This is a genomic window from Providencia vermicola, assembly GCF_010748935.1.
Classification (GTDB): domain Bacteria; phylum Pseudomonadota; class Gammaproteobacteria; order Enterobacterales; family Enterobacteriaceae; genus Providencia; species Providencia zhejiangensis.
The window spans coordinates 3414117-3438899 of sequence record NZ_CP048796.1 but is presented as its reverse complement, the minus strand read 5'-3'; the positions used below and the strand labels follow the sequence as shown (position 1 = coordinate 3438899).

The 24783-nt window shown below is 41.2% G+C and carries 21 protein-coding genes, 1 tRNA gene and 1 rRNA gene; 16 read left to right on the top strand and 7 right to left on the bottom strand.

Annotation, left to right across the window (positions count from 1 at the left end):
- The first annotated feature begins 246 nt into the window (after positions 1 to 246).
- The 6 genes from lpxB (at position 247) to tilS (ending at position 8818) form a co-directional block, all read left to right on the top strand.
- Complete coding sequence (lpxB, locus tag G3341_RS15535; protein ID WP_154623761.1) at positions 247 to 1401, top strand: lipid-A-disaccharide synthase; 1155 nt, start codon at positions 247 to 249, stop codon at positions 1399 to 1401.
- Positions 1401 to 1994: a ribonuclease HII gene (gene rnhB, locus G3341_RS15530; RefSeq protein WP_154623762.1), complete on the top strand. Its 594-nt coding sequence runs from the start codon at positions 1401 to 1403 to the stop codon at positions 1992 to 1994. The genes lpxB and rnhB overlap by 1 nt, the downstream gene beginning before the upstream one ends.
- A gap of 11 nt (positions 1995 to 2005) precedes the next feature.
- Positions 2006 to 5488 carry a DNA polymerase III subunit alpha gene (dnaE, locus tag G3341_RS15525; protein WP_163862849.1) on the top strand — a complete coding sequence of 1161 codons (3483 nt, stop codon included), beginning with the start codon at positions 2006 to 2008 and terminating at the stop codon, positions 5486 to 5488.
- A 12-nt stretch (positions 5489 to 5500) separates the two neighbouring features.
- The gene (gene accA, locus G3341_RS15520) at positions 5501 to 6460 is read left to right on the top strand and encodes an acetyl-CoA carboxylase carboxyl transferase subunit alpha (protein WP_163862847.1); all 960 of its coding nucleotides are present in this window, start codon (positions 5501 to 5503) and stop codon (positions 6458 to 6460) included.
- Between the two features lie 104 nt (positions 6461 to 6564).
- Positions 6565 to 7443, top strand: a complete 879-nt coding sequence (locus G3341_RS15515; protein ID WP_154623765.1) for a DMT family transporter — start codon at positions 6565 to 6567, stop codon at positions 7441 to 7443.
- A gap of 25 nt (positions 7444 to 7468) precedes the next feature.
- The gene (gene tilS, locus G3341_RS15510) at positions 7469 to 8818 is read left to right on the top strand and encodes a tRNA lysidine(34) synthetase TilS (RefSeq protein WP_163862845.1); all 1350 of its coding nucleotides are present in this window, start codon (positions 7469 to 7471) and stop codon (positions 8816 to 8818) included.
- A gap of 72 nt (positions 8819 to 8890) precedes the next feature.
- Here the strand turns inward: tilS and rof are convergent, their stop codons facing one another.
- A complete protein-coding gene (rof, locus tag G3341_RS15505; protein ID WP_154623766.1) occupies positions 8891 to 9154 on the bottom strand; it encodes a Rho-binding antiterminator in 264 nt (87 codons plus the stop codon).
- A 271-nt stretch (positions 9155 to 9425) separates the two neighbouring features.
- On the opposite strand from rof, the gene nlpE reads away from it, so the two are divergent.
- The 7 genes from nlpE (at position 9426) to chbG (ending at position 15707) form a co-directional block, all read left to right on the top strand.
- A complete protein-coding gene (gene nlpE, locus G3341_RS15500; RefSeq protein ID WP_154635704.1) occupies positions 9426 to 10082 on the top strand; it encodes an envelope stress response activation lipoprotein NlpE in 657 nt (218 codons plus the stop codon).
- Positions 10083 to 10465: 383 nt separating this feature from the next.
- Complete coding sequence (locus G3341_RS15495; protein WP_163862843.1) at positions 10466 to 10777, top strand: PTS sugar transporter subunit IIB; 312 nt, start codon at positions 10466 to 10468, stop codon at positions 10775 to 10777.
- 101 nt (positions 10778 to 10878) lie between these two features.
- Positions 10879 to 12237 (top strand): PTS N,N'-diacetylchitobiose transporter subunit IIC, encoded by a 1359-nt coding sequence (gene chbC, locus G3341_RS15490; RefSeq protein WP_163862841.1) that lies wholly within the window; start codon positions 10879 to 10881, stop codon positions 12235 to 12237.
- Between the two features lie 31 nt (positions 12238 to 12268).
- Positions 12269 to 12613 carry a PTS N,N'-diacetylchitobiose transporter subunit IIA gene (gene chbA / locus G3341_RS15485; RefSeq protein ID WP_154625047.1) on the top strand — a complete coding sequence of 115 codons (345 nt, stop codon included), beginning with the start codon at positions 12269 to 12271 and terminating at the stop codon, positions 12611 to 12613.
- Between the two features lie 46 nt (positions 12614 to 12659).
- Entirely contained in the window at positions 12660 to 13466 is an 807-nt protein-coding gene (gene chbR, locus G3341_RS15480; RefSeq protein ID WP_154625057.1) for a transcriptional regulator ChbR, read from the top strand.
- Between the two features lie 97 nt (positions 13467 to 13563).
- Complete coding sequence (locus G3341_RS15475) at positions 13564 to 14925, top strand: 6-phospho-beta-glucosidase (RefSeq protein ID WP_163862837.1); 1362 nt, start codon at positions 13564 to 13566, stop codon at positions 14923 to 14925.
- A gap of 20 nt (positions 14926 to 14945) precedes the next feature.
- Entirely contained in the window at positions 14946 to 15707 is a 762-nt protein-coding gene (gene chbG, locus G3341_RS15470; RefSeq protein WP_154625049.1) for a chitin disaccharide deacetylase, read from the top strand.
- Between the two features lie 46 nt (positions 15708 to 15753).
- On the opposite strand, the gene proS is transcribed toward chbG, so the two are convergent.
- The 6 genes from proS to metN all read right to left on the bottom strand — a co-directional run bounded on the left by proS (position 15754) and on the right by metN (position 21431).
- Positions 15754 to 17481, bottom strand: a complete 1728-nt coding sequence (gene proS / locus G3341_RS15465) for a proline--tRNA ligase (protein WP_163862834.1) — start codon at positions 17479 to 17481, stop codon at positions 15754 to 15756.
- Between the two features lie 121 nt (positions 17482 to 17602).
- Entirely contained in the window at positions 17603 to 18325 is a 723-nt protein-coding gene (gene tsaA / locus G3341_RS15460; RefSeq protein WP_154625051.1) for a tRNA (N6-threonylcarbamoyladenosine(37)-N6)-methyltransferase TrmO, read from the bottom strand.
- Between the two features lie 7 nt (positions 18326 to 18332).
- Positions 18333 to 18737, bottom strand: coding sequence for an Rcs stress response system protein RcsF (gene rcsF / locus G3341_RS15455; RefSeq protein WP_154625052.1), 405 nt, complete (start codon positions 18735 to 18737; stop codon positions 18333 to 18335).
- A gap of 133 nt (positions 18738 to 18870) precedes the next feature.
- On the bottom strand, positions 18871 to 19692 hold the full coding sequence (locus G3341_RS15450) for a MetQ/NlpA family lipoprotein (RefSeq protein ID WP_154625053.1): 822 nt from the start codon (positions 19690 to 19692) through the stop codon (positions 18871 to 18873).
- A 61-nt stretch (positions 19693 to 19753) separates the two neighbouring features.
- Positions 19754 to 20407: a methionine ABC transporter permease MetI gene (metI, locus tag G3341_RS15445; RefSeq protein WP_163862832.1), complete on the bottom strand. Its 654-nt coding sequence runs from the start codon at positions 20405 to 20407 to the stop codon at positions 19754 to 19756.
- Positions 20400 to 21431: a methionine ABC transporter ATP-binding protein MetN gene (gene metN, locus G3341_RS15440; protein ID WP_154625055.1), complete on the bottom strand. Its 1032-nt coding sequence runs from the start codon at positions 21429 to 21431 to the stop codon at positions 20400 to 20402. The genes metI and metN overlap by 8 nt, the downstream gene beginning before the upstream one ends.
- Before the next feature lie 170 nt (positions 21432 to 21601).
- Between metN and gmhB the strand changes: the two genes are divergently transcribed.
- The 3 genes from gmhB (at position 21602) to G3341_RS15425 (ending at position 24419) form a co-directional block, all read left to right on the top strand.
- Positions 21602 to 22168: a D-glycero-beta-D-manno-heptose 1,7-bisphosphate 7-phosphatase gene (gmhB, locus tag G3341_RS15435; protein ID WP_163862830.1), complete on the top strand. Its 567-nt coding sequence runs from the start codon at positions 21602 to 21604 to the stop codon at positions 22166 to 22168.
- Between the two features lie 547 nt (positions 22169 to 22715).
- Positions 22716 to 24255 (top strand): 16S ribosomal RNA (locus G3341_RS15430).
- A gap of 88 nt (positions 24256 to 24343) precedes the next feature.
- Positions 24344 to 24419: transfer RNA gene (locus tag G3341_RS15425), tRNA-Glu, on the top strand.
- The last annotated feature ends 364 nt before the right edge of the window (positions 24420 to 24783 follow it).

Genomic DNA, 24783 nt, shown 5'->3' with positions numbered 1-24783 from the left:
GGTCGTTAGCCGGGGGTTGTTTACCTTTGTTGTTTATTATTACCCTGATTTAAGGGAATTAATAAGCTGATGATTCAAGTATGATATTGAATAAAATTAGGTTCATTTAAACCGAAAATTAGAAAGCGTAGCCCTCGGGTTCGATAAAAACCGTTTTTTTTATGTTAAGAATTTTTGTCGAGATAAAACGGTTTAATGCGAATAAAAATTGACCACCAAAGGTAAGCAGCCCCTAAGGAGAGAATTTTGGCGAATCATAACCGCCCACTGACTATCGGCCTTGTTGCTGGAGAAACATCTGGCGATATACTCGGCGCTGGGCTTATCCGAGCACTGAAAGAACAAGTTCCTGATGCACGTTTTGTTGGCGTGGCGGGGCCTTTAATGCAAGCGGAAGGTTGTGAAGCTTGGTATGAAATGGAAGAGTTGGCAGTGATGGGTGTCGTTGAAGTATTAGGTCGGCTCCCTCGGTTACTTTCTATTCGTAAAGACCTGACCAAACGCTTTACACAGTTGCAGCCAGATATTTTTGTCGGTATTGATGCACCTGATTTTAATATTACCCTTGAAGGCAAATTAAAATCAAAAGGCATTAAAACTATTCATTATGTTAGTCCATCCGTTTGGGCATGGCGACAAAAGCGTGTTTTCAAAATTGGGCGCTCGACAAACTTAGTGCTTGCTTTTTTACCTTTTGAAAAAGCGTTTTATGATCGCTTTAATGTTCCGTGCCGCTTTATTGGGCATACCATGGCCGATGCAATTCCTCTTCATGTCGATAAAATAGCGGCAAGACAACGTCTTGGTATACCTGAGGAAGGAAAATGTTTAGCGCTATTACCGGGAAGTCGGCACTCTGAAGTCGAAATGCTCAGTGCTGATTTTTTACAAACCGCTAAAATTTTGCACCAGCACTTTATTGACCTGCATATTGTTGTACCTCTCGTCAATCAAAAACGTCGTGAGCAATTTGAATCGATTCGTCAACAGGTCGCCCCTGAGTTAACGATTCATCTGTTAGATGGGCAGGCTAGAGATGCCATGATCGCGGCGGATGCGACCCTACTTGCCTCGGGTACTGCTGCGTTGGAATGCATGTTAACCAAGTGTCCGATGGTGGTTGGCTACCGTATGAAGCCTTTCACTTTTTGGTTAGCAAAACGGTTAGTGAAAACACCTTATGTTTCACTGCCAAACTTACTGGCTGAAAAAGAAATAGTTAAAGAGTTGCTCCAAGAAGAGTGCCAACCTGATAATTTAGCTCAGCAGTTAATTCCATTATTGGAAGGGGGGGAGCAGGTGGAACAGTTAAAAGCAACATTTTTACAGCTTCACCAATTGATTCGCTGCGATGCAGATAAACAAGCGGCTGATGCTGTATTGGATTTGGTTCGAAATTAATGGATTTTATATACCCTAAAGCCAACTTAATTGCTGGCGTAGATGAAGTCGGACGTGGTCCGTTGGTGGGGGCGGTTGTCACCGCCGCGGTCATATTAGATCCTACCAAACCGATCATCGGTTTGACGGATTCGAAAAAATTAACGGAAAAAAAGCGCGAAAAGCTGTTTGTTGAAATCCAAGAAAAAGCCTTATGTTGGTGTATTGGCCGAGCAGAACCAGAAGAAATTGATGAACTCAATATTCTGCATGCAACAATGTTGGCGATGCAGCGGGCCGTTGCTGGTTTAAGTATGACACCGGATTTTGTCTTAGTGGATGGCAATCGTTGCCCTACATTATCGATGCCTTCACAAGCCGTCGTCAAAGGTGATAGTTTAGTTCAGGAAATCAGCGCCGCTTCCATTTTAGCAAAAGTGGTTAGAGATCGTGAGATGGTTGAGTTGGATATAGCTTACCCTGAATATGGTTTTGCTAAGCATAAAGGCTATCCAACCGCATATCATTTAGAAAAACTCGCACAATTTGGTGCAACAAAATTTCATCGTAAGAGTTTTGCTCCAGTGCGTCGTGCATTAGAAGCGAAAAATTGAGTATAAATTAGATGGCTGAACCTCGTTTTATTCACTTACGTGTTCATAGTGATTATTCAATGATTGATGGGCTGGCAAAAACTGGCCCATTAGTCAAAAAAGTGGCAGCAATGGGGATGCCAGCACTTGCTATTACCGATTTTACGAACCTGTGCGGTTTAGTAAAATTCTATGGAGCAGCGCACGGTGCTGGTATCAAACCCATCATTGGGGCTGACTTTTTTGTTGAAAGCGAGCAACTCGGCGACGAAATCGCACACTTAACCGTGTTGGCTCGTAACAATGAAGGGTATCAAAACCTAACTCTTTTGATCTCAGAAGCGTATCAAAAAGGTTACGGTGCGATTGGCCCGACCATTCACCGTGATTGGCTGGTAAAACATAAAGAAGGACTGATTTTACTGTCTGGTGGCCGCCAAGGGGATGTCGGGCAGTTTTTATTACGTGGTAATCAAACGCTGGTTGATGAATGCTTAGCATTTTATGAAACCCACTTTCCTGGTTGTTATTATCTTGAATTAATTAGAACAGGAAGGCCTGATGAAGAAAGCTATTTGCATGCGGCGGTGGAGCTTGCCACACAGCGTGGTTTGCCGGTTGTTGCAACGAATGATGTACGCTTTATTGAAAGTAGCGATTTTGATGCTCATGAAATACGTGTAGCAATCCATGACGGATTTACCTTATCTGACCCTAAAAGGCCTAAAAAATATAGCCCTCAGCAATACTTACGTACGGAAGAAGAGATGTGCGAGCTATTCGCCGACATCCCTGAAGCGCTTGAAAATAGTGTAGAGATTGCTAAGCGTTGTAATGTCACCATTCGTCTCGGTGAGTACTTTCTCCCCCAATTCCCTACTGGGGACATGAAAACAGAAGACTTTTTGGTTATGCGCTCAAAAGAAGGATTAGAAGAGCGCCTCGAGTTTCTATTCCCTGATGAGAAAGTGAGAGCAGAAAGACGACCTGAATATGATGAGCGTTTAGACATTGAGCTTAACGTTATTAACCAAATGGGGTTCCCTGGTTACTTTTTGATCGTGATGGAGTTTATTCAATGGTCGAAAGATAATGGCGTACCAGTTGGTCCAGGGCGTGGTTCCGGTGCGGGGTCACTTGTTGCATATGCGCTGAAAATTACCGATTTGGATCCCTTGGAGTTCGACCTCCTTTTTGAACGATTCTTAAACCCAGAACGTGTTTCCATGCCGGACTTTGACGTCGACTTTTGTATGGAAAAACGTGATCAGGTGATTGACCACGTTGCTCAAATGTATGGGCGAGATGCCGTTTCTCAGATTATTACATTCGGTACTATGGCCGCAAAAGCGGTGATCCGCGACGTAGGGCGAGTATTGGGGCATCCGTATGGCTTCGTGGATCGGATTTCGAAATTGGTTCCTCCTGATCCGGGTATGACTCTAGATAAGGCATTTGAAGCCGAACCACAGTTACCTGAAATTTACGAGGCAGATGAAGAAGTTAAAGCGCTGATTGATATGGCGCGTAAACTTGAAGGTGTCACGCGTAACGCAGGAAAACATGCGGGGGGCGTTGTTATTGCCCCCACCAAAATTACAGACTTTGCGCCGCTTTATTGTGATGCGGAAGGTAATAACCCAGTTACTCAGTTCGATAAAAATGATGTCGAATATGCGGGGTTGGTCAAGTTCGACTTTTTGGGGTTACGTACCCTAACGATCATCAACTGGGCATTAGAGATGATCAATGCAAGGCGAGCCAAGAAAGGGCTTGAGCCTATCGACATTGCCGCAATCCCGCTGGATGATCAAAAAAGTTTTGATATGTTGCAACGTTCAGAAACGACCGCGGTATTCCAGCTGGAATCCCGAGGCATGAAAGATCTGATCAAGCGGCTACGTCCTGACTGTTTTGAAGATATGATCGCATTGGTTGCCTTGTTCCGTCCTGGTCCATTGCAATCAGGGATGGTAGATAACTTTATCGACCGTAAACATGGTCGTGAAGAGATCTCATACCCAGACGTACAGTGGCAACATGAATCATTAAAACCTGTCTTGGAGCCAACTTACGGTATTATCTTATACCAAGAACAGGTTATGCAGATTGCACAGGTATTAGCGGGTTATACGCTAGGTGGCGCAGATATGTTGCGCCGTGCAATGGGGAAAAAGAAACCCGAAGAGATGGCGAAACAGCGTTCTGTTTTTGAAGAGGGCGCGATCAAAAATGGAGTCGATGGGGAACTGTCGATGAAAATCTTTGATCTGGTAGAAAAGTTTGCTGGTTATGGATTTAACAAGTCTCACTCAGCGGCTTATGCTCTGGTTTCGTATCAAACATTGTGGCTGAAAGCTCACTATCCAGCTGAATTTATGGCTGCGGTAATGACGGCGGATATGGATAATACCGAAAAGGTTGTCGGTCTCGTCGACGAATGTTGGCGGATGGGATTGAAAGTATTACCACCTGATATTAATAGTGGACTTTATCATTTTCATGTTAACGATGAAGGTGAAATTGTTTATGGCATTGGTGCCATCAAAGGGGTTGGTGAAGGGCCGATCGAAGCCATTATCGAAGCTCGCCAGAAAGGTGGTATATTTAAAGAAATATTTGATCTTTGTGCTCGCGTTGATCTGAAAAAAATTAACCGCCGTGTTATGGAAAAACTGATCATGGCGGGGGCATTTGATCATTTAGGTCCCCATCGTGCGGCCTTGATGTCTTCATTAGAAGATGCTTTGAAAGCGGCGGATCAGCATGCAAAAGCAGAAGCTATCGGGCAAACGGATATGTTTGGTGTGCTGGCGGAAGCACCCGAACAAGTAGAAAGTTCATACGCAAGCGTCCCCAAATGGCCTGATCAAGTCGTACTTGATGGCGAGCGAGAAACATTGGGGCTTTACTTGACAGGGCACCCAATAACGCGCTACTTAAGTGAGATCGAGCGCTATACTAATGGTTTAAGATTAAAAGATGTGAACCCAACCCCTCGTGGTCAAGTGACAACTGTGGTAGGTTTAGTACTTTCGGCCAAAGTTATTACGACTAAGCGCGGCAATCGAATCGGAATTTGTACGCTTGATGATCGTTCCGGTCGTCTGGATATTATGTTATTTTCAGATGCACTAGATAAATACCAGCACTTGCTGGAAAAAGACACTATCCTGATTGCCACCGGTCAGGTCAGCTTTGATGATTTTAACGGTGGTAATAAAATGACAGTACGGGAGTTAATGGATATTAGTGAAGCAAGGGAAAAATATGCGCGAGGACTTGCTATTTCACTGTCAGATAAACAAATTAATGATCAGTTGCTGAACCGACTTCGCAGCACTCTTGAACCCCATCGTTCAGGAACGATTCCGGTTCATTTGTATTATCAGAAGGATGACGCCAGAGCCAAACTTAAATTTGGGGTTATTTGGCGTGTGACACCCGTTGATGACCTTCTGAACTCTCTGCGAACTCTGCTGGGTAATGAGCAGGTAGAATTAGAATTTGACTAAAATAGGAATATTATGAGTCTGGATTTTCTTGATTTTGAACAGCCAATTGCTGAATTGGAAGCGAAAATTGATTCGCTGACTGCAGTTAGCCGTCAAGACAACAATTTAGAAGTCAACCTAGATGACGAGGTTGCTCGTTTACGTGAAAAAAGTCTTGAGCTGACGCGTAAGATTTTCTCTGATCTGGGTGCATGGCAAATTGCTAAGCTTGCTCGTCACCCACGTCGCCCTTATACATTAGATTATATTGCTCGTATATTCACAGATTTCCAAGAGCTGGCAGGTGATCGTGCTTATGCCGATGATAAAGCTATCGTGGGTGGCATCGCGCGTTTAGATGGTCGTCCAGTGATGGTGATTGGCCACCAAAAAGGCCGTGAAACGAAAGAAAAAATTCGCCGTAATTTTGGTATGCCAGCTCCAGAAGGTTACCGTAAAGCATTGCGCTTAATGAAAATGGCTGAGCGTTTTAATTTACCTATTATTACCTTTATCGATACGCCGGGGGCTTATCCTGGTGTTGGCGCTGAAGAACGTGGCCAATCCGAAGCAATTGCACGTAACTTGCGTGAAATGTCTCGCTTATCTGTCCCAGTCATTTGTACTGTTATTGGCGAAGGCGGCTCTGGTGGTGCATTGGCTATTGGGGTTGGTGATAAAGTGAATATGCTGCAATACAGCACCTATTCGGTTATCTCTCCTGAAGGCTGTGCCTCTATCCTGTGGAAGAGCGCGGATAAAGCCCCATTAGCGGCAGAAGCGATGGGGATCACCGCACCTCGCCTTAAAGAACTCAAATTAATTGATAATGTGGTGACAGAGCCTTTAGGTGGTGCGCATCGTAATTACGATGAAATTTCAGCTTCTTTAAAAGCGCGTATTGTTGAAGATTTGGACGAATTGCTTGAGCTTGATGAAGAAGCATTAAAAAATCGTCGTTACCAGCGTTTAATGGAATACGGCTATTGCTAATTAAGGTTGGCTAGTCACGAAAAACGGGGGTTTGGTTTATCCAGCTCCCGTTTTTTATTATGATTTCTCGAACAATTGAAAGTAAACCTAAGTAAGGGAGATGGATGAGGCAATATAACTATTTAATCTATGCCTTAATGTGTGTACTGATATGGAGCTTTATTCCGATTGTTTCTCGTTTTGGGCAAGAGGGCTTAGATAGCTTTCAATTTTTATTTTGGTCCAACCTAATTTCAGCAATTGCGGTGATATTGGTCGCGATGAGTGCGGGTTATAAACCTGCTAAGCTATTTATTTTGCCGTCTAATACGCTAATTAAAGTGTGTATTTTAGGTGTCTTAGATTGCTTGTTTTATTTGCTTTTGTATTATGGCTACTCGATTGAAAATGGTATTGCCGTACTCGTTATTCAGTATAGTTGGCCTTTAATTATTATCTTATTGTCTGTTTTTTTATTAAAGGACAAGCTAGCAACTCGGCAAATTGCCGGTGTGATTATCGGCTTTATCGCGGTGATTATCACCTTTACCAAAGGTCATATAACTCAGCTGCAAGTTGAACATCCTCTAGCTTTACTATTAGTGTTTAGTGGTGCATTTTGTTTTGCGTTAATGTCTGTATTCTCTCGTCAGTATTCTATCGACCCCTATATTAGTACTGTTTGGCTCTTTATTTTTTCGACCTTAACATCATTGGTATTATTACTCTCATTCAGCGCATTTCAGTTGCCCACGGAGACATCGCTTTGGCCAACGATAGTGAATGGGGTACTGATTAATGGCGTATCCTATATTTTATGGTTTAAGGCGATGAATACGGGGCACTCCGCTAAAATTGCCTCTATTGTGTTTTTATCTCCAGTATTATCGGTACTTTGGTTAGTTGTTATTCTAAGCGACCCATTTGAAATTGCTTATATTATCGGGGTGTTGTTAGTGATTATTTCCGGTATCTTATGTGTTGGGCAAGCTAAAAAGCATTAATCATCGTTTAGAAGGGCAGCGAAGAGTGAAACTACCACAAACAATCATTGAGCACGTATTCAATAAGATTGGTAACTATAGCAAAATACTGGTTGGATTTAGTGGTGGTGTTGATTCAACGGTATTACTGCATGCTCTTTATCAAATAAAGAAACATCAACAACCGTTTCTTGAAGTGCGCGCTATTCATATTCATCATGGGCTAAATTCGAAAGCAGACGCTTGGGAAGCGCACTGTTCGAGTTTGTGTGAACAATGGGAAATTCCCTTTATTTGTACGCATGTCACGGTTGATTCTACAAATAGTGGCGTTGAGGCAGCTGCGCGAGAGGCTCGCTATCAAGCTTATCGTGATGCGCTGTTAGAAAATGAAATTATCGTGACGGCACAACATCTGGATGATCAAGCAGAAACATTTCTGTTGGCATTAAAACGAGGTAGCGGGCCAGCAGGGCTTTCATCGATGCCAGAATTATCGACATTTAATGGCCACTACGGGCAAACTTGCCTGCTTCGTCCATTGCTAGCGATATCTCGCGATGATTTAGAGACATATGCCAATGAAGAACAGCTTCCGTGGGTAGAAGATGATAGTAATCAAGATGACCGCTATGACCGTAATTTCCTACGATTGAATATTATGCCTGTTCTGGCACAGCGTTGGCCTCATTTCGCGAAAGCCGTATCACGTAGCGCGGCTTTGTGCGCAGAACAGGAAAACTTGCTTGATGAGCTATTACAAGATGCCCTAGAGGACATGATGGATTATCGTGGTGGTCTATTCATCGATGCATTACAGCCTTGTTCTAGCGCTAAACGTAACGCATTGCTACGACGTTGGATTGGCCTACATCAATTACCCATGCCGCCTTTTAATCAATTACACCGTATTTGGCAGGAAGTCGCACTTGCTCGTCAGGATGCTGAGCCTATTTGCCAATTAGGCCATATTGATATCCGTCGATATCAAGGTGCTTTATGGGTTGTGCGTCGTATCAATCAGTTATTGGGGCAGCAGTATGCTTGGCATTATCCTGACCCGTTTATTTTACCTGAAGCTTTAGGCATTATTGAGGTCATCGCTGATGAAGGGCAAATCCGTCCTCCATTACCAACAGAAAAAGTCACCGTGCGCTTTGGTTTGCAAGGAACACTTAAAATTGTTGGGAGACTGCATTCAAGAAGCAGTAAGAAAATTTGGCAAGAACTGGGAATTCCTCCGTGGATGCGAGAAAGAGTTCCCCTGATTTACTACAATGAGCAGCTAATTACTGCAATAGGGTGTTTTATTACACCGGAAGGCCTTGCCGATGATGATAAACTTGGCATTGCTTTTCATTGGGTCAAATTCGATGAATATCGGTTTAATCAGTAAATGAAAAGAAGAAACCCCTTATGACTGTGATCTTTCATAAGGGGCATAGAAGGACTCAATGGTGTATGAGTTTTAGTGAGAGCTATCGACAACGATAGTGCCGATCTCAGGATGACTGAAGGTATTGATATAATCCAATCGCAGCTCTTTCGTCCCATCTTGAGTTTCTAAAATTAAATACTCAACTTTCTTCCGTAAGAGCAAATCGCTGGCTTTACCCTCAATGATTTCGCCGCCATGAAGCTTTATTTCAAGTTTCAACTGACGTTGGCATGCGATTTCAAGATATTCGTAATCATCACAATTGATAGGTTGATATTCAGTATCTGTAGACATATTCCCTCACCACTGTGTTAGTGGCGGTTATTGCCGCCTTGACTATTTTCACCAAGCATCATGTGCTTGATAGGATAATAGCACAGTAATTTTAATAACAATAATCAGTGATAGATGAAAACTTAAATAGACAGTTCGTGAATGCTTCTCGAGCCCCTATACATCAGCAAAGTCCGAAATATCATAATAACAACATTTTTATTAGTGTAAGATGCTATGATGTAAATGCAGACTAAAAATATAAGAATGAAATAGTTAGGAGACAAAGGTAATGAAAAAAACACTATTTTTAGCATTAATGGCGACAGGCATAATGGCATTAGCTGGATGCCAAAGCGCAGACAAACAACCTAGCGTGACTTATATTGATAGAGCATATACGGGCACTTTGCCATGTGCAGATTGCTCTGGTATCGAAGCAACCTTGCTGGTGAACCAAGATGGTACTTATGTTGAGCAATTAGTTTATTTAGGCACGCGTGATGGCAACCAAACTTTTTATGAAACAGGGTCATGGGCAAAAGAAGGGGATAAATTACGCATGACCAATGCCAATGGTGAACGTTCATATTTCTTACCTTCTGCTGATGATAAGTCAATGGTATTGCTTGATCAGGAAGGAAATAAAATTCAATCACAATTGAATTACACATTAAATCAAGTCACAGCAAGTAAAAAAGTTGGTGAATACCGTTATTTAGCTGATGCTGCAACATTTACTGAATGTAAAACTGGGCGTACTTATACTGCTTCAGGCCTTGATCTGGAAAAAGGATACAGTGCGACAGGTGTAACGGGCGGAACGCCAGTTTATGCTGAAATTGAAGGCTATTATACCGTAAGACCTTCAATGGAAGATGGTCAATTTGACCCTGCATTAGTACAAACCGGTCATATTATGTTTGATAAATCTAGCTCATGTAAATAATAGATTTAATTTATATAATTAAATACCCTAAATATCGACTCAATAAGAGTCGATATTTTTTTAGCCATAAAAATATTGGTAAGGATTGAAGTCAATATAAGGTAAAGTGATTATATTTACTGATATCAAGTAAATTATAATTAATTGATAATTTATATATAAAAATATATTTTTTTGAAATGTGAGGGGCGTCATAACGATAAGTCAATGAGAAACAATTCTCCATAGCCACGAAATATCAACAGTAAAGGAGATTACGTATACTTTATTCAACTAGAAGCAACTCGCGGATAACGCCAGCTGAATTTAGAGAATAAAAACGTAAAATATCTCATGAGGCTAATAGATATTTATAGTGGGCAGTATGACTGGGAGAGCTTATTGTGGAAAAAAAGCTTATTTATCTGTTTTGTTCGGCGGGAATGTCAACCTCTCTTCTTGTATCAAAAATGCGTCAACAAGCTGAAAAATATGATGTTCCAGTTGTTATTGAAGCGTTTTCGGAAACCCTTGTAGCACAAAAAGGTATCGATGCGGATCTTGTTTTACTTGGTCCTCAGATTGCATGGAAAAGTTCTGAAATCCAGAGAATACTTCCAACTAAACTCGTTGAAGTTATTGATCCGATATTGTATGGAAAAGTTGATGGTCTGGGCGTGTTAAAAGCAGCAGTGGCAGCAATAAAAAATAAATGATGTTAATTAATTTTTAGTTTTTAATAACTTCAATTCTTTATCTATTTGTTATGGTTGTTTTAGCAAACAAGATATGTGATTAAAGTATCTAAGGATATTCTATGAATCATATGCTCACTTCTCTTGAAAAAGTATTGCTACCAATTGCATTAAAATTGGGCAATCAACCTCATATTAATGCAATTAAAAATGGCTTCATTAAATTGATGCCTTTAGTATTAATTGGGGCTATGTTTGTTTTGATTAATAACGTTTTTCTTAGCTTTGGTGAAGGGTCATTTTTCTATTCGCTAGGTGTTCGCTTGTCACCTGAAACAATAGAATTTTTAAATAAGTTCAAAGGAATTGGCGGTAATATTTACAATGGAACATTAGGTATTATGTCGTTAATGACCCCTTTTTTTATTGCAATGGCCCTGGCTGAAGAACGTAAAGTGGACTCAATAGCGGCAGGGATTATCGGTATCGCTGCATTTATTACGGTAACGCCATTTGATGTTAATGGTGCTTATGCGATAGGGGCTAATTGGTTAGGTGGGGCCAATATCATTTCAGGTATTGTCATCGGTTTAGTGATTGCCGAAGCTTTTGCTTTTATTGTTCGGCGTAAATGGGTTATTACATTACCGGATACAGTTCCACCTGCTGTCAGCCGTTCATTTTCAGCATTAGTTCCTGGTTTTATTATTCTTTTAGTTGTCGGAATTATTGCATGGATTTTATCAGCTCAAGCAACTAATTTTCACCAATTTATTATGGATACGATCGCAACGCCATTAGCTTCTTTAGGTGGTGTTGTTGGTTGGGCTTACACCATTTTTACCTCCTTATTATGGTTTTTTGGTATTCATGGTGCGCTAGCGCTGACAGCCCTTGATTCAGGGATTATGACTCCTTGGGCGTTGGAAAATGTGGCACTATATAATGAATACGGTTCTATTGATAATGCAATTGCCGCTGGGCACACTTTCCATTTATGGGCGAAACCTTTATTAGATTCTTATGTCTTTCTGGGAGGGACAGGTGCGACCCTTGGATTAATCATTGCAATATTTATTGCATCACGCCGTCCTGATTATCGACAAGTTGCTAAAATAGGTTTACCCGCAGGCATATTTCAAATTAATGAACCTATTATATTTGGTATTCCTGTTATCATGAACCCGATACTTTTTATTCCATTTATTATCATTCAACCGCTATTAGCTGCAATTACCGTTATTGCTTATTATGTGGGAATAATACCGCCAATAACCAATATAGGACCATGGACAATGCCTGCTGGCTTGGGGGCATTCTTTAATACAAATGGGAATATTTCGGCTTTATTATTAGCCTTGTTTAACCTCGGAGTTTCCATCCTTGTTTATTTACCCTTTGTTATTATTTCTAATAAAGCTCAGGGAATGATAGATAAAGATGAAAGTGAAGAAGATATTAAAGATGCACTGAAGTTTTAATTGATAAATATAAAGCAGGGAATAAAAAAATATGATTGATATAGATAATAATGGTGTTCTTTCTTTTGATGGCCTCGAAGAGGTCGTGATGGGGCTTATCATTAATTCTGGGATGGCAAGAAGCTTAGCCTATAAGGCATTAAATTGCGCCAAGGAAGGCCAATTTGTTGAGGCCATGGAATTAATGGAGCAATCAAAACATGCATTGAGTGAAGCTCATCAAGTTCAAACAAAAATGATTGAAGCTGATATGGGAGAGGGGAAAATTAAAGTTAGCTTAATATTGGTTCATGCTCAAGATCATTTAATGAACACCATACTTTCGCGTGAGTTGGTCATAGAGCTAATAGAGCTTCATAAAAAAATAAGCCAATAACTGAGGAGGAATGATGCAGCCACTAATAAAAAACGATAATTCTAATATGGATATTAGAATGGTTTGTGAGAATGATATATTTAATGACAAGGATTTTCATGTTGTTATTTATAATAAAACTGAAAGCGTTACAGGGCTGCATCAACATGATTATTATGAATACACTATCGTTCTCACTGGGCGCTATTATCAGCAAGTGAATGGTAGAAAGGTGTTACTTGAAAGAGGTGACTTTGTTTTTTTACCCATTGGCTCTAGTCATGAAAGTTTTTATGAGTTTGGAGCAACTCGAATTTTCAATGTTGGAATAAGAAAGGCATTTTTTGAAAGCTATTTTTCACCTTTACTTCCCTCATTTTTTGTTGCTTCACAAGCCTATTCACTGAAAAGTGAATTTATGGCTTATATTGAATCCGTCATCGCATCATTAAATTTTCGTGACAGTGAGTTTAATGAATTTATTGAAGTAGTCACTTTCAATGTCGTTAATCGATTACGTCACTACAGAGAAAGAAAATTACATGACGATACACCTCAATGGTTAAAAAATACCATTGAAGAAATGCATGAAATTGCAATGTTTAATGAGCATGCATTAGAAAATATGGTCGCAATTACAGGGAAGTCTCAAGAATACTTGACGAGGGCTACAAAGCGTTATTACGGCAAGACGCCCATGCAACTTATTAATGATATTAGGATTAATTTTGCTAAAAAACAGCTGGAAATAACAAATTACTCTATTACAGATATTGCTTTTGAATCTGGTTACAGTAGCCCGAGTTTATTTGTTAAGAAATTCAAAGAGGCAACATCGTTAACACCAAGTGAATATAGAAAAAGCTTACAGTAACTTAATAAATATGATGAAGATAGGATGAAACATAACGCGGTATAAGTTAACTGAACACTACCATTCATAGCTATTAATAAAATAGGTAGAGGATTAAATGGAACATAAATTAAAAATTGTGACTATTGGCGGTGGAAGCAGTTATACCCCTGAATTAATTGATGGTTTTATTAAACGTTATCCTGAACTACCTATTAGTGAATTATGGCTAGTGGATATTGAAGAAGGAAAGGAAAAGTTAGACATTATCTATGATTTAAGCTTACGGATGATAAAAAATGCCAATATTCCGCTTAAATTATATAAAACGTTAAATCGTAGAGAAGCGCTCAAAGATGCTGATTTTGTGACGACGCAGTTAAGGGTCGGGTTATTAGATGCACGAGAAAAAGATGAAATCATACCTTTACGCTATGGCTATTTAGGGCAAGAGACTAACGGTGCTGGCGGATTATTTAAAGGATTACGGACTATTCCAGTGATCTTTGACATTATTAAAGATGTTGAAGAGCTCTGTCCTCAAGCTTGGATAATTAATTTTACTAACCCTGCCGGTATGATCACAGAGGCTGTGCATAGATACACGAATTTTCAGCGTTTCGTTGGGGTCTGTAATGTGCCTATCGGTATGAAAATGTTTATTACAGAGGCACTTAAATTAACTGAAAAAAATCACTTATCGATAGACCTTTTTGGTTTAAATCATATGGTCTTTATTAAAGATATTTTTGTCGATGGAATCTCCCGGTTTGATGAAATATTGAAGGGTATTATTGCTCATTCATACAGTACAAACTCAGTTAAAAACATTACGGGGTTATCATTCGATAGTGGTTTTTTAAGCGCTCTAAAATTGATACCTTGCTCATACTTGCAGTATTACTTTAAATATAAAGAGATGCTAGCTATTGAGATAGCTGAATTCTACAAAGCGGGCACTAGGGCACAGGTGGTTAAAAAACTTGAAAAGTCACTTTTTGATTTATATCAGGACACTGAATTAAACGTTAAGCCAAAACAGCTTGAACAGCGAGGGGGAGCCTATTATTCAGACGCTGCCTGTGAAGTCATCAATGCTATTTATAACGACAAGCAAACTGAACACTATGTCAATATTCCTCACCATGGACATATCGATAATATCCCATCGGATTGGGTGATAGAGATGACATGTCAATTAGGGCGTAATGGCATAACACCACACAAAAGAATGACGCATTTCGATGAAAAAGTATTGGGACTCATTTATACAATAAAAGAATTTGAGATAGCCACATGTGAAGCGGCTATTAGTGGTAATTTCAATGATATTTTATTAGCGATGAACCTAAATCCATTAGTGAGCTCTGATCATGATGCACGAAATATGGCTAAAGACCTACTTTTAGCGCATAAAGAGTATTTGCCTAATTTTGCTGAGGCTATTAAGCGCCTTGAAGAAGAATCAATGCGTCGCTAAATTTTAAATGGTAGCGGAATATGACACCTTTACTTATCGTCAATGCAGATGACTTTGGCTTATGCAAATCAGTTAATTATGGAATTGTTGAGGCACATCATCACGGTATTGTGTTATCAACGACAGCTATGGTAAATATGCCGGATGTTCACCATGCCGCCAAACTTGCCGCGGACTTACCAACATTAACAGTGGGTATGCATTTTGTATTAACTGCGGGCATGCCATTTACGCCAATGCCATCGTTAGTTCGCCAAGGTATACTTGGGAAATGGTTATGGGAAATCGAAAAACGTGGCCAATTACCGATAGAGGAAATTGTGCAGGAATTACATTTTCAGTATGACCAATTTTGTGAAATTTTTGGTCATCCGCCAAGTCATATTGATGGGCACCATCATGTACAAATGATACCGACTCTCTTTCCTCGCATTGTTGAATTTGCCAATAAAAAAGGAGTTGCATTGCGTGTTGTTCGTGATGGAAATATTGACGATAAAACCACACATATTGCGCGCACAACGGATTACTTTTCAGCTGAATTTTATGGGGAACCTCATTCTATATCTGAATCTCTCTTTTTAAATATTCTCGATACTGCGAAACAGCGAGGGGATAGTTCACTTGAAATAATGTGTCATCCAGCGTTCCTAGGTAAGGAATTATTAAAAAGTCGTTACGCTTATCCGAGATTAAAAGAGTTAGAAATTTTAACTTCAAAAAGATTAAAAGAGACGATTACTGAGAAGGGTTTTTTACTTGGGTCATATTTAGATTTATAACAAAAATGCCCAACCTATATGGATAAACAGGTTGGGCAGAGCATCATTAACGTAAGGTATTCGCGAGTTTTTCTTTTAAGAAACTCACTACGTTATCAAGACCAACAAGGGCTTTCTCGTCACTGCGACGTGCTTTGTACTCAACTTGATTGTTATCTAAGTTTCTATCGCCGATAACAATCGTGTATGGCACACCGATAAGCTCCATATCAGCAAACATAACACCAGGACGTTCTTTACGGTCATCAAAAATGACCTCTATGCCTTGTGCTTTTAAATCCGCATAGAGTTTCTCTGCAACCTCTTTGACACGGTACGATTTGTGCATGTTCATTGGCAGAATCGCAACATGGAATGGTGCGATCGCATCTGGCCAAATAATGCCGCGTTCGTCGTGGCTTTGTTCAATTGCCGCTGCAACAATACGAGTAACACCAATACCATAGCAACCCATAGTGACGATTTGATTGTGGCCCTCTTCATTCTGCACTGAAGCTTTCATCGCTTCTGAATATTTAGTGCCTAATTGGAAGATATGACCCACTTCAATGCCACGTTTGATAAGCAGTGTTCCTTTTCCATCTGGGCTTGGATCACCTTCAACCACATTACGGAGATCGAATGTTTCTGGCTGCTCTACATCGCGTTCCCAATTGATACCGAAATAGTGTTTACCATCAATGTTAGCACCAGCGCTAAAATCACTCATGACAGCGACACTGCGGTCAATAATCATTGGTAATGGCATATTAACTGGGCCTAATGAACCTGGCGCAGCTTTAATTGCCGCTTTGATTTCTTCTTCTGAAGCGAATTCCAATGGGCTTGAAACGAGAGGGTGTTTTTCCGCCTTCACTTCATTCAGTTCATGATCACCACGGATCAATAAAGCGACTAATTGATGACCCGAATTTGGTTTTGCACGGACAATCAGCGTCTTCACCGTTTTTTCAATCGGCAAAGCGAATTGTTCAACCAGCTCGGCGATTGTTTTTGCATTTGGTGTATCAACGAGACGCATCTCTTCTGTTGCTGCTGCACGTGGTGTTAATGGCGCAATCGCTTCAGCAAGCTCGATGTTGGCTGCAAAATCAGATTCTGTAGAGAAAACAATATCGTCTTCACCGCTTTGCGCGAGAACTTGGAATTCATGAGATGCGCTTCCACCGATAGAGCCTGTATCTGCTTGTACTGGGCGGAAATCAAAACCGATACGAGTAAAGATTTTGCTGTAAGCTTCATACATTGCATCATAGGTTTCTTGTAATGATTCCTGTGATGTATGGAAGGAGTAAGCATCTTTCATGATAAATTCACGTGAACGCATGATGCCGAAACGTGGGCGCACTTCATCACGGAATTTAGTTTGAATCTGGAATAAGTTCAGTGGTAGCTGTTTGTATGAAGTAATTTCATTGCGAATTAAATCAGTAATCACTTCTTCATGAGTTGGACCCAAAACAAATGGGCGTTCACCACGATCAGTAAAACGCAGTAATTCAGGACCATACTGCTCCCAGCGACCACTCTCTTGCCACAAATCGGCAGGTTGAACTACGGGCAAAGATACCTCGATTGAGCCCGCATTTTCCATTTCTTCACGGACAATGTTTTCGACTTTACGTAGAACGCGGACACCAGTCGGTAACCAGTCATAAAGGCCTGATGCAAGTTTACGGATCATTCCTGCACGAAGCATCAACTGATGGCTGATCACTTCGGCATCTGCAGGAGTCTCTTTTAGTGTTGAGAGCAGATATTTGCTAGTACGCATTGTATAGGTTCCATTAGAACAACGGGTGATGGCAAAAGGTTTTATTGCCAAATCAATCTAGGCTGCAAAAGCAGCATGATAAACAGCTAGTCTACCAGTGACCGTGCTTTGCCAAAAGGGGTTAGATGATTTTTTCATAAGGCTCGATGGCGAAGACTTCTGTTACATTATTAATCACTCTCCAGCGCACATTAAAATCAAGTAAATGGACGGCATAATCACGGGGCTCTGTCATCGCTTGTTTTTTATATGCGGGGCGGGGATCTTGCATTAATACTTGTTGAATAAATTGTACAATTCCCGGATAGCGTATTTGGTATTTCTCTAAATCTTGTTGAACTTGCGGGTGAAAAATAACGTGCATATCCACAGATGGTGCATCTTGTGCAAAGCCAGCTTGTGCATTTGGAATGGCTTCTGCAAAAGGTAAATAAGGTTTAATATCAATAACCGGAGTACCATCAACTAAATCTAAACTGCCTAACTCCAAAATCACTTGATTGTGTTTTTGGATAACCCCTTTCAATTCGATTAATGACATACCAATAGGGTTTGGTCTAAAGGTCGAGCGGGTGGCGAAGACGCCCATTTTATCATTCCCACCGAGTCTTGGAGGACGTACGAGTGGCTTCCATCCCCCATTCATCGTTTGATGGAAAATAAATAGCACCCAAATGTGACTAAACTGTTCTAATCCTCTGACAGCATTAGGGTCATTATAAGGGGGGTGTAAATGCAGCCGTCCCGAGCCACCTAGTACAAGCCCAGGTTGGCGTGGGATAGCAAATTTTTCCTTATAGGGAGATTCGATATGTCCAATAACATTACATTGGAATGATTGCATTTGATTATTATTCAACAATTTGTATTGCGCTACCTTCACAGATTGTCGCTTGATAGCACCCCGGTGAGGTCATGGTTTGACACTGATGCAACAACACCGCATCGGCTGCGATATAGGCTGCTTTCGATAACATACTTTTTTTAGCCACATTAAGATTGGCTGGCGGGCTTTGTACATTCTCGCGGCATGATTCTCCAGAAACAATCCCTAAGTCTTTAAACGGCATCCCTAATAATTCTTCAGGGCTATTCATAAGCTTGACATTAGTCGTTTCAGGCTTGGTCGTTTTTTTTGGTGCAGGCTTTGATAGCTTCATATTTGTGAAGCCTTTATTTGGACCCTGATGAATGTATTGATTCATTCCACACCCAGCTAAAATAAACGTTGCTAGGGTGAGCAATAACAATCTCATAAGTTTTTCCTTTCTTATCTTATAGGTATTGGGAAAATTACATCTGCTATGTTTTATCTTTATAAAATACAAAAAATACTAGGTGGCATTACACCACCTAGTATATTAATCATTTTTTTACGAATAAAAAAGATTACCAGCCTTTAACTGCGCCACCATCGAAAACTTCATCTGCTTTCTTAGCAACTTCATCTGATTGATATGCTTGAACAAACTTCTTCACATTTTCATCATCTTTATTGTCATCACGAGCAACAATAATATTGACATATGGAGATTCTTTATCTTCTACAAATAAACCATCTTTTGCTGGGGTTAATTTAGGTGTTGCACTACTTGCCCACGTGGTATTGATGATAGCTAGAGCAATTTTTTGATCATCCAGTGCTCGTGGTAATTGTGGTGCTTCTAATTCAACAAACTTCAATCCTTTAGGATTTTCAGTAACATCCAAAACGGTAGGCATTAAACCTGTTCCATCTTTAAGTTTAATGAGACCTTGTTGTTGTAAGAGAAGTAGTGAACGACCTAAGTTCGTTGGATCGTTAGGTAATGCGATTTGTGAGCCGTCAGCAAGTTCATCAACTGATTTAATTTGTTTGGAATATGCCGCGATAGGATAGATAAAGGTATTGCCGACAGGCGTCAATTTATAATTTCTATCTTTAATTTGTTGGTCAAGATAAGGTTTGTGTTGGAATGCGTTAGCATCAATATCACCTTTGCTGAGAGCTTCGTTTGGTAAAACGAAATCATTAAAGGCAACAAGTTCTACATTCAAACCGTATTTTTCTTTTGCGACTTTTTGTGCAACTTCAGCGACTTCCAACTCTTTCCCCATAATAACACCGACTTTGATGCTATTCGGGTCTTTCTCTTTTTCGCCACAACCCGTTAGAACTAATGAGCCTAATAGCGCGCCAACAACGGCAATAGATTTTAACTTAATAGACATAGATATACCCCTTAAACGCTTTCTTTATAGCACCTTAAAGCGGCGCTGCTATTTTTACGGACTATTTATGTGACACTTTTTTCATTAAATATTCGCCAGTAAATTGAATGACGAAGACTAAGATGATTAACAGTACAAGCACGGTATTCATCACTAATGGGTTATAAGTATAGTAGCCATACTGCATTGCTATTTGACCTAATCCCCCTGAACCGACTGCACCACCCATTGCTGAATACCCAACTAGCATAATTAAGGTGATCGTTGCCGCGTTGATGATCCCAGGTAAAGACTCTGGTAATAGAACCTTTTTAATAATTTGTAGTGGTGTCGCGCCCATAGCTCGGGAGGCTTCAATCAAACCACTTGGCACTTCTAATAGGGTATTTTCAACCATACGGGCGATGAAGGGAATTGCCCCAACAGTTAGGGGAACAATGGCCCCTTCAATGCCAATTGCCGAGCCGACTAAAAACTTGGTAAAAGGGCTGATCCAGACTAATAAAATAATAAATGGTATTGAACGGAAAATGTTCACGATTGCTGAAATTACAGCATAAAGAACAGTATTTTCCATAACTTGTCCACGACGAGTCACGTAAAGTAGAACGCCAGTAGGTACGCCCATGATAAAACCGAGGATCGCCGAAACGAAAGTCATAATAATGGTATCAATCGTTCCCGATATAAGTAGTGAAATCATTCCCTCAGACATAACCCAATACCTCTACTTTGACATGATGCTCTTTCAAAAATTCAATAGTTGCTTCAACCCCGCCATTGATACCATGGAGTTCAGCGAGCATTACGCCAAACTTCACGCCACCGGCGTAATCAATCTGAGAACTTAATATGTTGATATCGATGTCAAATTTACGCACAACCATAGAGATAAGTGGTGCATCAACGGATTGACCTGTGAATTCCAGTTTCAGCAAAGGCGATAAATCTGCTGCGGGTTCACTTTTTAGTCTTTCTTTATAGTCATCTGGAATATCAATAACTAATGTTGATTTGATAAACTCTTGGGCAATAGGTGTTTTAGGGTGTGAAAACACTTCACTGACTTTATCTTGTTCAATCAATTGTCCACCGCTAATCACAGCGACTTGGTCACAAATGTTTTTCACTACATCCATTTCATGAGTGATCAATAAAATAGTAAGCCCTAAACGGCGGTTAATATCTTTGAGTAACTCAAGAATCGAACGTGTAGTGGCAGGATCTAGCGCACTAGTTGCTTCATCGCATAATAAAACTTTTGGTGAATTTGCTAAGGCTCGCGCGATAGCAACACGTTGTTTTTGTCCCCCAGAAAGATTAGCGGGATAAGCATCTTTTTTATCAGCCAGCCCAACAAGATCAAGCAGTTCATTGACACGTGCTTTGATTTTATCTTTAGGCGTATTGTCTAATTCCAGTGGTAACGCAACGTTATCAAATACATTTCGAGAAGATAATAAGTTAAAGTGTTGGAATATCATCCCAATACCGCGACGAGCTCTCGTCAAAGATTTTTCAGGCATTGCTGTTAAATCTTGGCCGTCAACAATAACTTGCCCAGAAGTCGGGCGCTCGAGCATGTTTACACAACGAATTAGAGTACTTTTACCAGCACCTGAGGCACCGATAACACCGTAGATTTGCCCAGCAGGAACATGCAGACTAATATCCGTTAATGCCTGAATATTGCGGCTTCCTTGCTGGAAAACTTTATTAATATTTGAGAGCTTTATCATTTATTTCTTCTAAATATATAGGATTCGATTTTTAGATAGTTAAATCTAACATGGTTGGATGTTAAGGCGTCTAGACGTCTAAGTCAATAAAGTTTGCTTTATTTATTCTATTCTCATTTATTTTCTTTTCATGAGATACTTAAAACTCATTTAGTTTGAGGAGTAAATCGGTGAGTAAAGGCATACCTGCAATCTTTTTAGACAGAGACGGCACAATTAATATCGACCATGGCTATGTACATAAGATAGATGACTTTCATTTTATTGACGGTGCGATTGAAGCAATGGCTGAACTCAAAAAAATGGGCTACGCGCTTGTTGTTGTCACCAACCAATCAGGTATTGGACGAGGTATCTATTCTGAAGATAGTTTTATGCAGTTAACAGAATGGATGGATTGGTCATTAGCAGACCGTGGCGTTGATCTTGATGGTATTTATTTTTGCCCTCATCATCCTGATGCTAAAGAAGCTGAGTACCGCCAAGATTGTGATTGCCGTAAGCCAAAACCTGGAATGCTATTAGATGCGCAATCTTTTCTTAATATAGATATGGCTTCTTCTATTATGGTGGGAGATAAGTTAGCTGACATGCAAGCAGGTAAAGCTGCAAAAGTCGGTACGACGATCTTAGTAAGAAGTGGTGAAGAAGTGACTGAAGAAGCAATAAGCAATGCAGATATGGTGATTGATAGTATTGCTGAACTGCCACAGATAGTAAAAAACATCAAAAAATAGGCTTATTAAGTTAAATTTGATGGCAATCTGAGCAAACGAAAAAAAAATTGAAAAAAGGGGTTGCCAGAATTTTCTGACTCCCTATAATGCGCCTCCACTGACCGACGATGAGCCAACACAGAATGTGATGGCAAGCCCAAAAGGCTAACGACGGCAGACGAGAGAATCTGAAAAGATAAGCGAAAAAAAAGCTTGACTCTCGATGAGGAAAGCGTAATATACGCCACCTCGCGACAACAACCTAAACGGTTAATATCGAAAGATAAAGTCGCAACGCTCTTTAACAATTTATCAGACAATCTGTGTGGGCACTCACAGGACACTATCAAAAAAATATTTGATTTTAAGTCTTGAAGAGTGACTAACACGTTAATTCATATATGAACTAACAATGTGCAATTCGATTGTGGAAGGATAACGCGAAGGCGAGTGAGCATTTCCGAGACAGTACTGAGGTACGGCGAGGAAAGCGGAGCGAAGCCGACAATGTTAGCCGAACAGAAGCGAATTGATAAACAGTTTAATTCTTTGAGCATCAGACTACTTTTAATTGAAGAGTTTGATCATGGCTCAGATTGAACGCTGGCGGCAGGCCTAACACATGCAAGTCGAGCGGTAACAGGGGAAGCTTGCTTCCCGCTGACGAGCGGCGGACGGGTGAGTAATGTATGGGGATCTGCCCGATAGAGGGGGATAACTACTGGAAACGGTGGCTAATACCGCATAATCTCTAAGGAGCAAAGCAGGGGACCTTCGGGCCTTGCGCTATCGGATGAACCCATATGGGATTAGCTAGTAGGTGGGGTAATGGCTCACCTAGGCGACGATCCCTAGCTGGTCTGAGAGGATGATCAGCCACACTGGGACTGAGACACGGCCCAGACTCCTACGGGAGGCAGCAGTGGGGAATATTGCACAATGGGCGCAAGCCTGATGCAGCCATGCCGCGTGTATGAAGAAGGCCCTAGGGTTGTAAAGTACTTTCAGTCGGGAGGAAGGCGTTGATGCTAATATCATCAACGATTGACGTTACCGACAGAAGAAGCACCGGCTAACTCCGTGCCAGCAGCCGCGGTAATACGGAGGGTGCAAGCGTTAATCGGAATTACTGGGCGTAAAGCGCACGCAGGCGGTTGATTAAGTTAGATGTGAAATCCCCGGGCTTAACCTGGGAATGGCATCTAAGACTGGTCAGCTAGAGTCTTGTAGAGGGGGGTAGAATTCCATGTGTAGCGGTGAAATGCGTAGAGATGTGGAGGAATACCGGTGGCGAAGGCGGCCCCCTGGACAAAGACTGACGCTCAGGTGCGAAAGCGTGGGGAGCAAACAGGATTAGATACCCTGGTAGTCCACGCTGTAAACGATGTCGATTTGGAGGTTGTGCCCTTGAGGCGTGGCTTCCGGAGCTAACGCGTTAAATCGACCGCCTGGGGAGTACGGCCGCAAGGTTAAAACTCAAATGAATTGACGGGGGCCCGCACAAGCGGTGGAGCATGTGGTTTAATTCGATGCAACGCGAAGAACCTTACCTACTCTTGACATCCAGAGAACTTAGCAGAGATGCTTTGGTGCCTTCGGGAACTCTGAGACAGGTGCTGCATGGCTGTCGTCAGCTCGTGTTGTGAAATGTTGGGTTAAGTCCCGCAACGAGCGCAACCCTTATCCTTTGTTGCCAGCGATTCGGTCGGGAACTCAAAGGAGACTGCCGGTGATAAACCGGAGGAAGGTGGGGATGACGTCAAGTCATCATGGCCCTTACGAGTAGGGCTACACACGTGCTACAATGGCGTATACAAAGAGAAGCGACCTCGCGAGAGCAAGCGGAACTCATAAAGTACGTCGTAGTCCGGATTGGAGTCTGCAACTCGACTCCATGAAGTCGGAATCGCTAGTAATCGTAGATCAGAATGCTACGGTGAATACGTTCCCGGGCCTTGTACACACCGCCCGTCACACCATGGGAGTGGGTTGCAAAAGAAGTAGGTAGCTTAACCTTCGGGAGGGCGCTTACCACTTTGTGATCCATGACTGGGGTGAAGTCGTAACAAGGTAACCGTAGGGGAACCTGCGGTTGGATCACCTCCTTACCATTGAAGTGTTCCTGTGAAGTGTTCACACAGATTGTCTGATGAAAAGTAGAGCAAAGCCAATCTAAGATTGACTGAAGACCTTGTTGTCCCCTTCGTCTAGAGGCCTAGGACACCGCCCTTTCACGGCGGTAACAGGGGTTCGAATCCCCTAGGGGACGCCATTCAGTGTGGGTCAATCGAAAGGCTGCGCGTCGACCTTTCAGCGTTGTGCGGTGCTCGCGATGCTCATGTACTGAATGTACATTCCGCTCGCTGTGCGCCTACGCCTTGAAATGTCTTAGCTCGCACTTTCTCGAAAGTGCTGGCCATAAATAATGATTAAACTAATTCACTGAGTTAGTTTAACAATTATGCTCTTTAACAATCTGGAACAAGCTGAAAATTGAAACAACGCACATTGTTTATCGCTTAAACAATGTGAGAGTCTCTCAAAAATCTCAACGCGAATGCTGTTTTGTCATGATGGCAACTGTAATGAGCGAGCAGTGTGAAATTCAAGGCGGACAGCGCACAGCAAGCGCAGCG

Coding starts and splice junctions, on each gene's coding strand:
- dnaE (WP_163862849.1), top strand. CDS start 2,006: ATGGCTGAACCTCGTTTTATTCACTTACGTGTTCATAGTGATTATTCA.
- rnhB (WP_154623762.1), top strand. CDS start 1,401: ATGGATTTTATATACCCTAAAGCCAACTTAATTGCTGGCGTAGATGAA.
- proS (WP_163862834.1), bottom strand. CDS start 17,481: ATGCGTACTAGCAAATATCTGCTCTCAACACTAAAAGAGACTCCTGCA.
- chbR (WP_154625057.1), top strand. CDS start 12,660: ATGGATATTAGAATGGTTTGTGAGAATGATATATTTAATGACAAGGAT.
- nlpE (WP_154635704.1), top strand. CDS start 9,426: ATGAAAAAAACACTATTTTTAGCATTAATGGCGACAGGCATAATGGCA.
- rof (WP_154623766.1), bottom strand. CDS start 9,154: ATGTCTACAGATACTGAATATCAACCTATCAATTGTGATGATTACGAA.
- metI (WP_163862832.1), bottom strand. CDS start 20,407: ATGTCTGAGGGAATGATTTCACTACTTATATCGGGAACGATTGATACC.
- tsaA (WP_154625051.1), bottom strand. CDS start 18,325: ATGCAATCATTCCAATGTAATGTTATTGGACATATCGAATCTCCCTAT.
- accA (WP_163862847.1), top strand. CDS start 5,501: ATGAGTCTGGATTTTCTTGATTTTGAACAGCCAATTGCTGAATTGGAA.
- metN (WP_154625055.1), bottom strand. CDS start 21,431: ATGATAAAGCTCTCAAATATTAATAAAGTTTTCCAGCAAGGAAGCCGC.
- G3341_RS15450 (WP_154625053.1), bottom strand. CDS start 19,692: ATGTCTATTAAGTTAAAATCTATTGCCGTTGTTGGCGCGCTATTAGGC.
- chbC (WP_163862841.1), top strand. CDS start 10,879: ATGAATCATATGCTCACTTCTCTTGAAAAAGTATTGCTACCAATTGCA.
- G3341_RS15515 (WP_154623765.1), top strand. CDS start 6,565: ATGAGGCAATATAACTATTTAATCTATGCCTTAATGTGTGTACTGATA.
- G3341_RS15475 (WP_163862837.1), top strand. CDS start 13,564: ATGGAACATAAATTAAAAATTGTGACTATTGGCGGTGGAAGCAGTTAT.
- chbA (WP_154625047.1), top strand. CDS start 12,269: ATGATTGATATAGATAATAATGGTGTTCTTTCTTTTGATGGCCTCGAA.
- chbG (WP_154625049.1), top strand. CDS start 14,946: ATGACACCTTTACTTATCGTCAATGCAGATGACTTTGGCTTATGCAAA.
- rcsF (WP_154625052.1), bottom strand. CDS start 18,737: ATGAGATTGTTATTGCTCACCCTAGCAACGTTTATTTTAGCTGGGTGT.